Origin of the sequence: Peptostreptococcus russellii, from assembly GCF_003012055.1 — a bacterium.
GTDB lineage: Bacteria > Bacillota > Clostridia > Peptostreptococcales > Peptostreptococcaceae > Peptostreptococcus > Peptostreptococcus russellii.
In genome coordinates, this window is the sequence record NZ_JYGE01000003.1 from 200,164 (window position 1) to 217,204 (window position 17,041).

At 29.9% G+C, this 17,041-nt stretch carries 11 protein-coding genes; 10 read left to right on the forward strand and 1 reads right to left on the reverse strand.

Annotated elements, in window-relative coordinates:
* The first annotated feature begins 13 nt into the window (after positions 1-13).
* From UF10_RS02970 to UF10_RS02990, 5 genes are all read left to right on the forward strand, one after another.
* Positions 14-1,726: an Eco57I restriction-modification methylase domain-containing protein gene (locus UF10_RS02970; RefSeq protein WP_106776334.1), complete on the forward strand. Its 1,713-nt coding sequence runs from the start codon at positions 14-16 to the stop codon at positions 1,724-1,726.
* Between the two features lie 151 nt (positions 1,727-1,877).
* Positions 1,878-2,141 (forward strand): HPr family phosphocarrier protein, encoded by a 264-nt coding sequence (locus UF10_RS02975; RefSeq protein ID WP_106776335.1) that lies wholly within the window; start codon positions 1,878-1,880, stop codon positions 2,139-2,141.
* A 135-nt stretch (positions 2,142-2,276) separates the two neighbouring features.
* Positions 2,277-3,995, forward strand: a complete 1,719-nt coding sequence (gene ptsP / locus UF10_RS02980; RefSeq protein WP_106776336.1) for a phosphoenolpyruvate--protein phosphotransferase — start codon at positions 2,277-2,279, stop codon at positions 3,993-3,995.
* A gap of 736 nt (positions 3,996-4,731) precedes the next feature.
* Positions 4,732-5,385, forward strand: a complete 654-nt coding sequence (locus UF10_RS02985) for a hypothetical protein (protein ID WP_106776337.1) — start codon at positions 4,732-4,734, stop codon at positions 5,383-5,385.
* A gap of 593 nt (positions 5,386-5,978) precedes the next feature.
* On the forward strand, positions 5,979-7,001 hold the full coding sequence (locus tag UF10_RS02990) for a helix-turn-helix domain-containing protein (RefSeq protein WP_106776338.1): 1,023 nt from the start codon (positions 5,979-5,981) through the stop codon (positions 6,999-7,001).
* 63 nt (positions 7,002-7,064) lie between these two features.
* Here the strand turns inward: UF10_RS02990 and UF10_RS02995 are convergent, their stop codons facing one another.
* Entirely contained in the window at positions 7,065-8,132 is a 1,068-nt protein-coding gene (locus tag UF10_RS02995) for a hypothetical protein (RefSeq protein ID WP_106776339.1), read from the reverse strand.
* Between the two features lie 316 nt (positions 8,133-8,448).
* Between UF10_RS02995 and scfB the strand changes: the two genes are divergently transcribed.
* The 5 genes from scfB (at position 8,449) to UF10_RS03020 (ending at position 17,037) form a co-directional block, all read left to right on the forward strand.
* Positions 8,449-9,822: a thioether cross-link-forming SCIFF peptide maturase gene (gene scfB / locus UF10_RS03000; RefSeq protein ID WP_106776340.1), complete on the forward strand. Its 1,374-nt coding sequence runs from the start codon at positions 8,449-8,451 to the stop codon at positions 9,820-9,822.
* A gap of 136 nt (positions 9,823-9,958) precedes the next feature.
* Complete coding sequence (locus tag UF10_RS03005) at positions 9,959-11,635, forward strand: ABC1 kinase family protein (RefSeq protein WP_106776341.1); 1,677 nt, start codon at positions 9,959-9,961, stop codon at positions 11,633-11,635.
* 55 nt (positions 11,636-11,690) lie between these two features.
* Positions 11,691-14,207 carry a single-stranded-DNA-specific exonuclease RecJ gene (gene recJ / locus UF10_RS03010; RefSeq protein WP_106776342.1) on the forward strand — a complete coding sequence of 839 codons (2,517 nt, stop codon included), beginning with the start codon at positions 11,691-11,693 and terminating at the stop codon, positions 14,205-14,207.
* 24 nt (positions 14,208-14,231) lie between these two features.
* Complete coding sequence (locus UF10_RS03015) at positions 14,232-14,753, forward strand: adenine phosphoribosyltransferase (RefSeq protein ID WP_106776343.1); 522 nt, start codon at positions 14,232-14,234, stop codon at positions 14,751-14,753.
* Between the two features lie 58 nt (positions 14,754-14,811).
* The gene (locus UF10_RS03020; RefSeq protein WP_106776344.1) at positions 14,812-17,037 is read left to right on the forward strand and encodes a RelA/SpoT family protein; all 2,226 of its coding nucleotides are present in this window, start codon (positions 14,812-14,814) and stop codon (positions 17,035-17,037) included.
* Positions 17,038-17,041 lie beyond the last annotated feature (4 nt).

Genomic DNA, 17,041 nt, shown 5'->3' on the forward strand with positions numbered 1-17,041 from the left:
AAGGAGATAATTCGTGGATCTTTACAACACTTCAAGGGACTATAGAGAACGATTGAGTAAAGAAAAGTGTAAGGCAAATGGTATATACTACACTCCAGAGCCAATTGTAAAACTAATGGTAAAAGAAGTTCTACAAGAAAAAGAAGAGTATAAAAATTTAAAGATATTGGATATAGCTTCTGGTTGTGGTGTTTTTTATAGTGAGATTTTAAACTATTTAATTGATGATAAAAGTGATATTGAAGAGATGCTTGATATCAAATCTTTTATATCGAGCAATTTATATTCAATAGAAAAAGATAAGGGATCTGTTGAAGTGTTGAAGAATTATCTTCAAAAAAGATTCGGCTTGGAAAAAGATTATAAGAATAATATAATTACTGATGATGCTCTATTTCCAAAGAATAAGAAAATAAAAGAGGGGATGTTTGATATTATTATCGGCAACCCCCCATATGTTGGGCATAAAAGTATAGATGTTGATTATTCTAAAAAGCTGAGAAAATATTATCCGGAAGTCTATGTCAATAAGTCAGATATATACTATTGTTTTTTTAAGATTGCAATTGATTACTTAAAAGAAGGTGGTGTGGCATCTTTAATTGTCCCGAGATATTTTCTGGAGTCACAATCAGCCCTACTAGTAAGAAAATTCATAGAAAAGAATGTTGAAATAATTAGCATTGTTGACTTTAGAAATAGTAATGTTTTTTTGAATGGAATAGGAGTATCTCCTTGTATCATTACTTTTAAGAAAAATATTTCGAGATTACTAGAAAAAGATAATAAAGAAAAGGAAGTAGTGGACAATAAAAAGGAAGTTTTACTATTGAATTTACCGAATATTCGTATTATAAAAAATAAAAAAGATTTAGACTTGCTTTTATCGGGTAAACTAATAAGAGCTAATGGGTATATGGATATTGATGATACTTCTTGGTCTCTTCTTACCAATAGTGAAAAGGGGATAATGGATGCAATTAGAAAAAAGCAAAGTTATAGATTGGCTGATATTGTCGACAACTATCAAGGAGTAATAACTGGTTGTGATAGAGCCTTTATAGTGGAAAAAGACTCAGAGCTTTTAGAGGGGATGGATAAAGAAACGATAAAAAGATGGATTAAATCCAAGGATATCAACCCATACTTTATTAATGATTCAGATAAAGTAATTGTATATACTGATGATATGAAGTATTCGGATATACCAAATATTTACAAAGCACAGCTTAAAAAATATGAAGAAAGATTAAAATCTAGAAGAGAAGTATTAAGAGGGATTAGAGCCTGGTATAAACTTCAATGGGGCAGAGAATCTATGATATTTGAGCAAGAAAAAATAATATATCCATTTAAATCTAAAACAAATAGATTTGCTTTGGACTTAGATAAATCTTTTTTTAGTGCAGATGTATATTTTTTTACCATAAAAGATGAGTTTAAAGAAAAAATTTCTTATATTTATCTTTTATCTATTTTAAATTCAAGAATATATCAAATATATATGCAGTCTTTTTTGAAAAAAATGGGAAACTCAATATATGAATATTATCCATATCGTTTATTGGAGACATATATATTTATAGATGATTCTTATAAAGAAATAGAAAATTTGGGCAAAAAAATACTTTTGGAAGAAAATGAAAGTAATATACAGATTTTGATGAATAAAATAGATATTATTTTAGAAAAAAGTTTAAATATAACAGACTTTATAAAAAAATAGGAAAAATGTGGAAATTTTTCTGTAAATGTTATAAAATGAAATTATAGGTTTTAATTTGATATGCTTTTAAATAAATAGGGACATAAGTTGACCATGAGGGTCAGCGGTGCTGAATAAAAGTTAATAATGAATATATGATGGAGGTTTTATTATGAAGAAGGAAGTAACAATAATCAATGAGACAGGTTTACATGCTAGACCAGCAAGTATGTTTGTAAAGAAGGCATCAGAATTTAAGTCTTCTGTTGAATTAATTCATGAAGACGAAAAGGTAAATGCAAAATCAATAATGGGAATAATGAAGCTTGGTTTAGCCAAGGGAACAACTGTTACTATAGAAACTAATGGTGAAGATGAAGAATTAGCACTAAATTCTATGGTAGAATTAATAGAAAACGGCTTTGGCGAAAAGTAATATAAATAAGACTGAATGTTAAGGGCTGAGCCCTTAACATTTTTTATAAATTTTAAAGTTTTATAGAGATTAAATTTTGAATGTACAGAGGCAAGTAATTTTTCTTCTGTCTGATACAGAAAATTTGGAGGTAGAATTATGATGAAAGGTATAGGAGCATCACCAGGAATAGCAATAGGAAAAGCTTTGGTAGTAGAAGAGAGTGAAATAGTAATAGAAAAAAAATCGATATCAGATATAGATTCTGAGCTTAAAAAACTTTCTGATGCTGTATTGATATCAAAAGAAGAGCTAACTAAAGTAAAGGAAAAAGTTGCTCAAGAAGTTGGTGAGGAAGAGGCAGAAATATTTGGAGCTCACTTACTAGTTCTTGAAGACCCTGAATTTATTGGCGAAGCAGAAAATAAGATAAAAAATGAAAATATAAATGCGGAATATGCATTAAATGAAGTTAAAGATATGTTTGTATCTATATTTGAATCTATGGATAATGCATATATGAAGGAAAGAGCAGCAGATGTAAAGGATGTTACTAATAGAGTGCTAAGACATATATTAGGAATAAAGGTAGTAGATTTATCATCTTTATCTGATGAAATAGTACTAGTAGCTCATGATTTAACTCCATCGGATACTGCAACTATGGATAAAGCAAAAGTTTTAGGATTTTTAACTGATATTGGAGGCAGAACATCGCATACAGCTATTATGTCAAGAACCCTTGAGATAGCAGCTATAGTTGGGCTAAGTGATGTAACTAAGCAGGTAAATGATGGCGATATGATAATCTTTGATGGTGATGTTGGAGAAGTGTATATTAATCCAGATCAGAAACTTATTGAAGAATATGAAGAAAAGAAAAGACTGTTTGAAGAGGAAAAGAAGGCTCTTGAAGAATTAAAGGGCAAGGAATCCGTAACACTAGATGGAAAGCGCGTTGAGTTAGCCGGTAATATAGGAACTCCTAATGATGTTGAAGGTCTTATCAAAAATGATGCTGAAGGAGTAGGGCTATACAGAACAGAATTTTTATATATGAATAATGATAAATTCCCAGAGGAAGAGACACAGTACGAAGCTTATAAGGCTGTTCTTGAAGGAATGAAGGGCAAGCCTGTTGTAATAAGAACTCTTGATATAGGTGGGGACAAAAAACTAAGTTACTTTGAAATGGAAGAGGAGATGAATCCATTTTTAGGTTATAGAGCAATCAGACTTTGCCTTGATAGAACAGATATATTTAAAACTCAGTTAAGAGCCCTATATAGATCTTCTGTTCATGGAAAATTAAGAATAATGTTTCCTATGATATCTTCACTAGAAGAGTTATTAAAGGCTAAGGAAATCTGTGAAGAAGTGAAATCTGAGCTAAGAGATGAAAATATAGCATATTCAGATGATGTTGAAGTTGGTATGATGATAGAGATACCTTCAGCAGCGATTATCTCTGATGTTCTTGCAAAACACGTAGATTTCTTTTCAATAGGAACAAATGATTTAATTCAGTATACTTGTGCAGTTGACAGAATGAACCAAAAAATAAGTTATTTATATAATCAGTTTAATCCAGCCGTTCTTAGATTGATAAATTTAGTAATTAAAAATGCTCATGCTGAAGGAAAATGGGTTGGCATGTGTGGTGAATCTGCAGGAGACCAAAAAATGATACCAATTTTACTAGGATTTGGTTTAGATGAATTTTCTATGTCACCAATATCTATCTTAAGAGCAAGAAGATTGGTAACATCAGTAAGCCAAGCTGATATGAAAAAATTATCTGATGAGATTCTTGGACTTACAAGAGCAGAAGAAATAGAAGCCTATATGGATAAATTTATAGAAAATAATAAATAAGACTAGTATAAAATATTATAAAGTTTAAATTATAAAAGACAGCATTTGCTGTCTTTTTTTTATAGAAATATTTAAAAGTTATAAAAAATAAGTATAAAAAGCTTGTAGACAGCAATAAATATAAAAAGATTATGAGAATATAACTATAAAAATAGAGATAAATAAAGTAAAACTATAAACAGTGCTATCAAAACAGATATCTAAAACAAATGTATCAAAATAGGGATCTAAAACAGATATTGTAAAATTGAGATTAAAAGATACACATAAAAAATAGAGATATATAGATATCTAAAAGAAATATAAAAATAAAAAAAGATTATAAAAAATATATAAATTATTAATTAGAAATAAAAAAGAGTATAGCATAATAAGCCCTAGTAGAATAAAAACAAAATAATTAAAATAAAAAATATTGATTTTTTTCTTTTAAAAAATAAACTACTTGTAAGTATTGGAATTTCAATATGCAATTTTTTAACTAAAATTAATGGTCAAAAAAAGTCCATTAGGGACAAAAAATACACTAATAGAATATATATTAGTCTTTTTATTTATTTTAGACTATATATGATATACTATATATCAAAAGTAGGCATATATGATAGTATATATAGCTTTAAATTTGATTAAAAGTATAGACAAGTAGAAAAAACTATGCTAATATAAAATTATAAAAGAAATCAAACAGATTTAACATTACAAATAAAATATATTAAATTACGGGAGGCACAACATGCTAGGAGATATTGTAAGATATAATTTTTTCGCGTTGGACGATGCTAGTGAGGAGACTTACTTATTAGATTATGCCATAGTTTTAGATGGTGATGATGAAAACGATAACATCAAGATATTGCCATTTACGAGCAGTTATCATAAGGACTCTATAGAATCTTTTTGCATTGGATGTATTCCTGGTTTTGTAGAAGTAAAAAATGAGGGATATGTAAATAACAGACAGTATGTACACTTTAATAAGATACTTGATGTAAAGAGAGATGAATTATATCCAGTTCATCACCAAGATGTATATGGACGTATTCAAAAAAATAATACTGGTAATCCTATGAATGTAAGATTAGCTCAAGAACAGTTAGATAAAATAGTGGATAGATATGGAATTTATGAGGAAGGTGAAGAAAAAAATCTTATCAACTTACTTATAAAATCTGATGCAGCCTTTGCTTTGAATAATGAAGAAAATAATATTGCTGAGTTAAGAGAAGTTTCTGCTAAAGAAATGGATAAGTATAGAGAATATAATTTTACTGATAAAAAGGTAGTAGTTTTCTTTGTAGACGGTAAAAGGTATTCAGTAGTTATGAACGCTACAAATAATAAAGATTTAGATAGTAGAAATAATAGTTTAAAAAAACTACTAAGTTAATATAAAAATAAGCTTATAAGAAAAAACAATAATTTACTAATACGTTTTGTTTACAAAACTACCATAATCACTCAAAAAATAGTCAGTTGCCAGCTGGCTATTTTTTATATTCAAAATAATATTCAATATACAAAAAATAAAGAAAATATCTAGAAACTATGACAATTAATTATTGTATGAAAAATAAAAAAGATAATATTTGTATGAAATCAAATTATATAAAAGAGCAAATTGTAGAAAAAGAGAAAATTGCATGTAAGAGTAAGTCAGGTTGAGAATAAAAGAATATCATTAAAAAAGCAGGAAAAAGAAAGTAACAAACAAGTAAAAAAATAAGTGATATATCTAATATAAAAGTAAAATTGAAATTTTGAGTGAGGAAAAATAAATAAAAACACAAATTATAAGAGTATAAAATATAAGAATTTATAAATAAATACAATTTAAATGAGTGTGAAAGCCTTGGAATAACTAAGTGCAACCAATAGTTGACAAATTGACATGTATGCTTGCTTGCTATCAACTAGATAAATTTATATAATTAATGCAAGAGTTAAAATAAAAAACACACTATATTGAGAGGGGTATTAAAAATGATACTGGCAGATAAATTAATTCTACTTCGTAAAAAAAATGCTTGGTCACAAGAGGAACTTGCCAACAAACTTGATGTTTCTAGACAGGCAGTTTCAAAATGGGAAGGTGCTCAGTCCACACCTGATTTAGAAAAAATAATAAAACTATCTGAAATATTTAATGTAAGTACGGACTATCTACTAAAAGATAACTTGGAATTTGATCAAGACACTTTAGGGACAGAAGATAATACAATAGGATTGCAAGGTGAGTCTAGAACAAAAGAAGAAAGTTTAGTAAGGTGGATATCAATGGAGGAAGCTTCGGAGTTTCTGAGCATAAAAAAGAAAAATTCAAAAAAAGTTTCATATGCAGTATTTTTATGTATCATATCCTCAATAACACTAATCGTACTTAGCTCTATTAGTGAAAATAATAAGTATCTACTTTCTGAAAACCTTGCAAGCGGGATAGGACTTAGCGTGTTATTTATATTTATATCTATAGCAATTGCCATATTTATGTCTAGTTCTAGCAAAAGTGCACGCTTTGATTTTTTAGAAAAAGAAACTTTTAAAACTAGCGATGGAGTTACTAGTATGGTAAATAAGTATAAGGAAGATTATAGAGAGAAATACTCTAGAAATAACATTATAGCAAGTATTATGTGTGTTCTAGGTGCCTTACCCATAATTATTGGATCTTTGATAGATGGAGAAGATGAAGTATTTATTTCTATAATGCTTTCTTTTACACTAATAATTGTGGGAGTTGCTGTTTTAATATTTGTTAGGAATGGAATAATTTGGACAAGCTTTGAAAAGTTGTTAGAAGAAGGGGACTATTCGAAAGAAAAGAAAGAAGAAGGAAAGAAATTTTCTAATATAAGCACAGCTTACTGGCTTATTGCGACAGCTATATATTTGGCTTATAGCTTTATTAGCTATAGTTGGGCTTTGAGTTGGATTGTATGGCCAGTGGCAGGAGTGCTATACCCAGCTATGATAGCTATATTAAAATTATTTACTAATAAGAAATAAAAAAACACCTATCTGATATCAGATAGGTGTTTTAAATTCATTGATTTTAAAAGAAATTACTAATTAATTTCCATTGTATCCTTGTTTAAATGCACTTACAAATATTGATCTAGCTTCTGCAACTTGACCACCCTGTATTGGATTATCTCCTTCAAGGTCATTAAATAGTTGGGACGCAAATTGATCAACATTAGAAGGGCTGCCTCCACTTTGCTTGTAGTTAACACCCTCTCTATATCCAGTGCTTCTTATTTCACTTTTAATATTATTATTTAGACTTGAAACAGGTGGTACAAATTCATCTCCACCGCCAGAACCTCCAGAGTTACCTCCGCCAGAGTTTCCACCACCAGAACCTCCAGAGTTACCTCCGCTAGAACTTCCTCCTCCAGAACTACTTCCGCCAGAATTATTATTTCCACTAGAATTGTTATTTCCTGAGTTATTCGAGCTGTTAGATCCAGATTTATCATCATCATCGTCGTTTTTATTTTTGCTAGAATTCTTAGAACTGTCTTTATCGTTTGAGTCCTTATCAGAATCATCATTTAAAGAGTTGATATCAGAATTTTTCTTTCCATCCGTATCCTTACCTTCAGAATTCTTGTCATCAGTAGGTGACTTTCCACGAACCTTCTCAACGTCAGAACGTATCTGGTCCATCATATCCTTAAACTCTTCGAATAACTTATCGTATTCTTTTTGCTTTTCCTGATATTTACTAGGATCTGTTACCACTGTATCTGCTAGTTCTAGAGATATACCATACATCTTCACTAAAACAGATTTGGCCTCAACTAAAGGCTTATATAAGGTTTGAGTATTCTTTAGCAGCGTAACACCATTTTTGATAGAGTCTTTAGCAGTGACTGCATCTCTTTCAAGGTCAGGGTTTTTGCTGACATCATTTATTGTCTTTAGATTATTTTTCAAATCATTGTAATAAGAAAGAATTTCCTTATACTCAATTACAACCTCTTCAACATTATCTTTTGTTATTTCAGTTATATATTCAATTTTTTGATTAGCCTTGTCTGTATTGTTACTTTTCTTTTTTGGACCACACGCAACCATAGTTGCAGACATAGTCAAAGCAAGCAACGTTACCATCGATTTTTTGAATAATTTCAAAATATTCACCTCCATTTGTACATATGTATCATTATAACATAGAATTTTAATTTAAAATATAAAAAATGTCAAATTGAGGATCTTCTAAGATGTAAGAAATATAAGTTGAAATATATTAAAAATAAGTAGAGCAAAGGCTTTAACAGTAGATATACTTCATATTAATAACAATATATAAAAAATAGCAAAAATATATAAATATTTATAAGAAACTGCTTTTTAAATTATATGAATTTCCTATTATTTTTAAAACCCTTGTATATTTATGATATAATGTTATTTGAATGATTTATAGAAATTAAAGGAGGAATATATTTTGAAAATGATACATAAGTATAATATGAACGGCTACAACATAGTAGTGGACGTAAATGGCGGTGCAGTTCATGTTGTAGATGATGTGACTTATAGAGTTTTAGACTTTTATGAAGATAAAAATTTAGAAGAAATAATATCACTATTAGCAGATGAATTTGACAGACAAAAAATAGAGGAATCATACAATGAAATAGAAGAGTTGGTTAAAGAAGGTCTTTTATATACAGAAGATGAATATGAATTTCATCCAAGTTTTGTAAATAGAGAACCAGTAGTAAAGGCTCTCTGTTTAAACGTTGCTCATGATTGTAACTTAAAGTGCAAGTACTGCTTTGCAAAGCAGGGTGACTTTGGAGGAAATGCTGAGCTGATGTCTTTGGATGTTGGTAAAAAGGCAATGGACTTTCTAGTAGCAAACAGTGGAAATAGAAGAAATCTAGATATTGACTTTTTCGGTGGGGAACCACTTATGAATTGGGAAGTTGTAAAAGAGTTGGTTAAATATGGTAGAGAAATTGAAAAACCAGCTGGAAAGAATATGAGATTTACGATTACTACAAATGGTGTTTTATTAGATGATGAAAAAATTGATTTTATAAATGAACATATGCATAATGTAGTACTTTCTCTAGATGGTAGAAAAGAAATAAATGATCAAATGAGATTAACTATAAATGATAGAGGTAGCTATGATACTATAGTACCGAAGTTCCAAAAATTAGTTAGCCAAAGACCTAAGGATAAATATTATTATGTAAGAGGAACATTTACAAGAGATAATCTTGACTTCTCAAAAGATATTAATCATTTTGCAGACTTGGGATTTGAACTTACATCTATAGAGCCTGTTGTGGATGACGAGTCAAATCCATTTGCTCTTAGAGAAGAGGATTTACCTAAGATATTTGAAGAGTATGAAAGCTATGCAGCTGAACTTGCACAAAGACAGTTGGAAGGCGAAAAGTTAAAGTTCTTCCACTTTATGATTGATTTAAATCAGGGTCCTTGTGTAATTAAGAGAATTACTGGTTGTGGAGCTGGTAATGAATATGTATCAATTGTTCCAAATGGTGATATATATCCATGCCATCAGTTTGTAGGTAAAGAAGAGTTTGTTATGGGAAATGTTCATGAAGATGAGATAACACTTCCAGAATCAATGAGGGAAATGTTTAGAGAAGCTCATGTATATAATAAAGAAAGTTGTAAAACTTGTTGGAATAAGTTCTATTGTTCAGGTGGCTGTCATGCAAATGCAATTAACTTCAATGAAGATATTAGAAAGCCATATGAATTAGGTTGCGAAATGCAGAAAAAGAGAACAGAATGTGCAATAATGATACAAGCAAAACTATTAACTGAAGGAAAATAATTTAAACATAAATATGAAAGACTGCAATCTTGTATAATTAAATAGATTATTATAGGTGCAGTCTTTTTTTATATCAATTAACTTTTGAGTAGTAGTTCTTGCTTTAATAAATATTTTAAAGGGTGAAGATTAGAATATGAGAGTAAGCTATAAGTATTTAGGCAGGTATAAGGAAATTGCTACGGTTTTGATCAAGTATGGATTTGGATTTGTAGTAGAAAAACTAAATAAAGACGCAGTTGCCTCCAAAGTAAATACACATTCTCCAAAAGGTGAAGTAAAATCGATGACTACAGGCCAGAGGATGAGATACGCATTTGAAGAATTAGGTCCTACCTATATTAAAATTGGTCAGATTTTAAGTACAAGAAAAGATATTTTTGATGATGAAATAATATCAGAGTTATCAAAATTGAGGGATCATGTAGTAGCAATAGATAATGATACAGCGATGGCTATATTAAAAGAAGAGCTTGGCTGTGAATTAGGAGATGTATTTAAACGTATTAGCAAAGAGCCACTTGCAGCAGCTTCTATAGGCCAGGTATATGAAGCCCAACTATTGGATGGAACAGTGGTAGTAGTTAAAATACAAAGGCCAGAGATTGAAGAAACTATAAAGGCAGACTTGAATATATTAAAAAGATTGGCTGACAATCTTAGTTTTTTAAATAAAGATTGGAATATAGATGCTCAAGAGATGATAGCTGAGATGGAGATTCAACTACTAAGGGAATTGGATTATAAATTTGAAGCTATAAATGGCATAAAATTAAGAAAAATATTTAAAGATAGTAAGGAAGTTTTTATTCCTAGAATATTTGATGAATATACTACAAAAAAGTTATTAATAATGGATAAGGTAGAAGGAATCTGTTTATCTGATATTGATGAATATCAGCTTAGTGAGTCAGATAAAAAAAACATTGTAGATATAGGAGTGAGGTCATTTTTTAGGCAGGTTATGACTTGTGGCTTTTTTCATGCGGATCCTCACCCAGGTAATATATTTATTGTTGGGAATGGCAATAATAAAAAAATTTCCTATATAGATTTTGGTATGATTGGACTGATAGATGAAAAGACTTTAAAATATTTAAATCAGTTAATAGTAGCTTCAACAAATAAGAATATATATAAAATTGTAAGGATATTAACAGATATGAAAGCCATGCCAGCTGAATCAAATAGTGAGACACTGAGAAGAGATTTGCTTTATTTGATACACTATTATTATGATATTCCTTTTGATAAAATAAGTATTGCAGAAATTTTAAATGAAGGATTTAGATTTATGAGAACTCATAATATAACACTTCCGTCTCAGTTGGTTCTATTGGGTAAGACAGTTATTACCTTGGAAGGGACTTCTAGAGGTCTATATCAAGATTTTAGCGTTGAGACTATAGCAAAGTCATATATGAAATACTACAGAGATGAAAAGTTAAATCTAAAAAGAAATATATCAAGGCTAAAGTCAGATTTAGATGAATATTATTATGATATGGTGACAGTTCCAGGGCAACTAAAAAACATCTTAAATATATTAGAAAAAAATAAGTTGAAACTTGAAATAGGCGAAGTAAAAGCTCCTAAAATGGAGGAAAATATTACTAATTTTACAACACAAGTATCTATGAGTATAATGCTTGCTGCTTGTATAGTTGGATCCTCACTTATACTATCATCTGGCAATATAAAATCAAATAAAATGATTAAATATATAGGGATTATGGGATTTATTCTATCCTTTATAATAGGTATAGCACTAGTTATTTTGATACTTAAAAGCAACTACAGAAAAAATAAATAAGGGGAAAAATTAAAAAAGCTTGAACTGGGATTTGAACTGGGAAGGGAGGTGCTTTATGAAGAAATGGAAACTATTAAATAAGACAAGTGCAAGTGGAAATGAAGTTACAAGGAAGTTAAATATAGATGATAATATTGCACAAATAATGCTAAATAGAAATATCTCAGAATATGAAGACATAGAGATGTATATAAATCCTTCATTTGATTTTTTGAGAGACCCTTTCTTATTAATGGATATGGAAAAAGCAGTCACTAGAATAAAAAGTGCAATTAATAATAATGAGAAAATATGTATATATGGGGACTATGATGTTGATGGAGTATCTTCGACATCAGTTTTAAAGATATATTTTGATTCTATTGGATATCCTGTTGAATACTATATTCCAAATAGATTAGAAGAAGGTTATGGACTAAATAAAGATGCTATAGATTATATTCATAGTATGAAAGCAGATCTTATGATAACTGTTGACTGTGGGATTACATCTATATCTGAAGTAGATTATGCAAATAAATTGGGTATAGATGTAATAATAACAGACCATCATGAGTGTCAAGGTCAAATACCAAATGCCTATGCTGTAATTGATCCTAAGAGAGATGATTGTAAGTATCCATTTAAGGGGCTATGTGGCTGTGGAGTTGCATTTAAGTTAATAAGTGCCCTTAGTGGAGAAAATAAACTTAAGGAAAATATAAATGATTATCTTGAGATAGTATCCTTGGCTACAATTTGTGATATTATGCCAGTCTTAGATGAAAATAGAATAATTGTTAAGAATGGTCTGGAAATATTGGCAAGTGGAAATAATGTTGGAATGAAGGCCTTGATAAAGGTTTGTGGGCTAGAGGGTAAGAAAATAAAAAGTTCTCATCTTGGTTTTGCAATAGGGCCCAGAATAAATGCTTGTGGAAGGTTAGGTTTTTCAAATTTAGGAGTAGAATTATTTACAGAGAAAAATCCAGACAAAGCAGAAAAATTAGCAGAATTAATGGATTTGAAAAATCAGGAAAGACAGGATATAGAAGCTAGAATATATAAAGAGGCAGAAAACTTGATAAGTTCAAATCAAGTACATCAAGACGGAAAAGTTATCGTTTTGGCAGCTGAAAACTGGCATCATGGAATAATAGGTATAGTAGCTTCTAAACTAACAGAAAAATACTATAAACCATGTATTCTTCTTTGCATAGAAGGTGAAAGTGCAACTGGCTCAGCTAGATCTATTAAGGGATTTGATTTATTTAGTGCCCTTTATGAATGCAGAGATTTGATGGAGAAATTTGGAGGTCATGAGCAGGCAGCGGGGTTAACCATAAGTGTAGATAATATAGATGAGCTTAGAAATAAAATAAATGGCATAGCGGACTATCAACTAGAAGTAGAAGATTTGATTGAAGAAATAAAGATAGAGTATGAAATAGATGCAAAAGATGTTACTTTGGATTTTGTAGATAAACTACATATGCTAGAGCCGTTTGGAATCAAAAATCCAACTCCATACTTTATGATGAGAGACTGCTATGTGAAAAATGTATACTTGATAGGAAAAGATAAAAGCCATCTTAAAATGACTATATCTAAAGACAAGGACATTGAATGTATTGGATTCTCTTTAAGCTATTTAATGGAGAAGTTTAATATAGAGGATATGGTTGATATAGTATTTCAGGTAGATGAAAATACTTACAATGGAAATACTAAAGTTCAGCTATTAATAAAAGATATTAGGTTAAATAGACCAAAAGATATTTTAAAAAGACCAACTTACTTAAAAGAAATTGATAAACTTCTAAATCTTGATAGAGCTTATTTAAAAGAAGAAGATTCTTTAGAACTTGAGAAATCTAATATAGCTAAAAAAGAAAAAAAGAAAAAAATAGAAGATAATAACGAAAAAATTGAAGTCAATAAGGATATTGATATAGAATATATAAATAATAAAATAAGTGAATATCTGTATAGATCAAATATAAACATATCTAGGATAGCAAATATAGTCGATATACTAAGCAAAGATACATTATTAGTTATAAATAGTATGAATGGATTTTTTAGGGCTATTTCCGATATAAACATAGCTTCAGATGAAAAAATCGACTACATATTTTTATCCAATATTGATAAAATTGATTTAAAAGTATATAATAAAATTATTATGTATGATTATTTTGATAATTATCAAGAAATAGAATATATTTCGAAAAATAAAAAAGATAATTCGGAAATTTTAATTAATTTCAATAGTAGTGATTATATATATATAAGGAATAAATTTAGGGAGATTGACTTTGTGAGAGACAATTTTGTATTAGCTTATAAGTTTTTTATGTTAAATAAGAAAAAAACTATGGGTTATAGCGAATTTATCGAGATACTAGGACTTTCTCCTATTAAAGTTTATACTATATTAAAAGTATTAGAGAGTGAAAAATTACTTAAATATAAGATAGACTATGATAAAGATTTATTTGAATTTGAGTTATTGCCAAAACCAGATAAAAAGTTGGATTTAGAGCAAAATAAAATTGTTAAGTTTCTCAATTCGAAAATACAAATTGACTAAAAAGCCAATATTATGGAGGAAGAAATGAATTTAGAAAAAAAGATTAGAAATATACAGGATTTTCCAAAGCCTGGTATAGGATTTAAGGATATTACTACTTTACTAGAAGATGGAGAAGCTTTTGAATACACTATAAAAAAAATAGCAGAGAATATAAAGGATCTAGGGGTAGATGTTATAGTTGGACCTGAAGCTAGAGGCTTTATATTAGGAACTCCTGTAGCATATGAATTAGGGATAGGTTTTATACCTATAAGAAAGCCTGGAAAACTTCCTGCAGAAGTAGAATCATATGAGTATAGTTTAGAATATGGAACAGATCGTCTTGAGATACACAGAGATGCAATAAAGCCAGGTGATAGGGTTGCAATTGTAGATGATTTATTAGCAACTGGCGGGACAATAGCAGCAGCCACTAAGTTGGTAGAAAACTTAGGTGGTGAAGTAGTAGCGATAGAATTTTTAATAGAGCTAGATTTCTTAAATGGTAGAGGCAAATTAGATGGGTATAATGTAAACTCACTAGTACATTATTCAGAAGAATAATTTTGGGTCCTGTTACTTTTTGTTTGAATTAGCGAAATATAATAAGAGGGGTGACATTATGTATGATGAAGATTTAAAAAAATTAATAGAAAAGATAAAGACATATTCACCAAATGCTGATTTTGATAAGGTGGCAAGGGCTTATAATTTAGCAAAAGAAGCACATGAAGGTCAGTTTAGAAAATCGGGTGAACCGTACTTTATACATCCAAAAGCTGTTGCCAATATACTGGCAGATATGCAATTAGATGAGGATACAATTTGTGGTGGCCTTTTACATGATGTAGTTGAGGATACTGATTATGAGTTGGATTATATAGAAGAACAATTTGGTAAAGACGTTGCGATATTGGTTGATGGAGTCACTAAGTTAGGTAAAATCAAGTATATGACAAAAGAAGAGTCACAATCTGAGAATTTAAGAAAAATGTTTTTGGCTATGGCTAAGGATATGAGAGTAATACTGATAAAATTAGCTGATAGACTTCATAATATGAGGACTCTTGAATATATGAATCCAGAAAAAGCTAAATATAAGGCTCAAGAAACACTTGATATCTATGCGGGGATTGCTCACAGATTAGGTATTTCTAAGATTAAATGGGAATTAGAAGATCTTTCTTTGAGGTATCTTAATGGCGAAGGATATTATGAATTAGTAAACATGGTAAAAATGAAGAGAGAGCAAAGAGAAAAGTATATAAAAGATATTGTGGATTTGCTTGAAAAGACCTTCAGTGATATGGATATAAATTGTGAAGTGTATGGAAGACCAAAACATTTTTATAGCATATATAAAAAGATGCAAAAAAAACATAAAAGTTTCGATGAAATATACGACTTGACAGCGGTTAGAGTATTGGTAGATTCAGTAAAAGATTGTTATGCTGTGCTGGGGGTAGTTCATACTTTATGGAAGCCGATTCCTGGTAGATTTAAAGACTATATAGCTATGCCAAAGCCAAATATGTATCAATCACTTCATACAACAGTAGTAGGACCAGATGGAGAACCTGTAGAGATACAGATTCGCACTCATGAAATGCATAACATTGCTGAGTATGGTATAGCGGCTCACTGGAAGTACAAAGAAGGTAGAGCTGATGATGAAATGTCAAAGGCTGATGAGAGATTACAGTGGCTAAGAAGAATGATGGAATGGGAAAAAGATGTTACAGATCCTCATGAATTCTTAGATGCCCTAAAAGATGATGTCTTTAGTGCACAAGTTTATGTATTTACACCACAGGGAGATGTAATTGAACTTCCTAATGAAGCGACACCAATAGATTTTGCCTATAGAATTCACTCAAAAGTTGGTAATGCTTGTGTTGGTGCAAAAGTAAATGGAAGAATTGTTCCACTTGATTATAAGTTAAAAAATGGAGAAATAGTAGAAGTACTAACTTCATCAAACTCTCCAGGACCAAGTAGAGACTGGCTAGGACTTGTAAAAACACCAAATGCAAGAAATAGAATAAGACAGTTCTTTAAAAAAGAAAGAAGAGAAGAAAACATTGAACGTGGAGTAGAGATACTAGATAAAGAGTTCAAGAGAAATCATATAAATAAAAATGATGTAGAAACAATAAATATTCTAAAAGAAGTGGGTAAAAAATTCAATCAGCCAGATTACGATGACTTTTTGGCCACTATAGGATATGGTGGAATAGCTGCAAACCACGTTTTGACCAAGGTAAAAGATGTATTGCTTAAAGAAGAAAGAAAGCAAGAAAAAGAAGAAAGAGCAACTCAAGAAGAGGACCTTGAAAGACATAATATTGGTGAAACAGATAAGGCAAAGAACAAGTCTAAGAGAACAGAAAAAAGACACACAGGAGTACAGGTTGATGGACTTGAAGGTATATATGTTAGATTTGCCAAGTGTTGTAACCCACTTCCAGGAGATGATATAGTTGGTTATATCACAAGAGGTAGGGGAGTAACTGTTCATAGAGTAGACTGTGAAAATATCATTCGCGATAAAAAAGAAAATCAGAGCAGAATGGTAAAAGTTTCGTGGATAGATGATAATAAATCTAGATTTGAAGCTGAAATAGAAGTAAAAGCTGCAGATAGAAGAGGAATTGTAAATGAAATTACTCACGTTATATCTAATGAAAAGATTGGTCTTGCAGGAATATATGCAAGAAAGGGTCATGAACTTGGAATAACTGTAAATATAATACTAGAAGTAAATGGTATTGAGGAGTTGCAGCATATAATAAAGAAAATAAAAAATGTACCAGGTGTTGAAGATGCATTTAGGGTACATGGAAAATAAATTC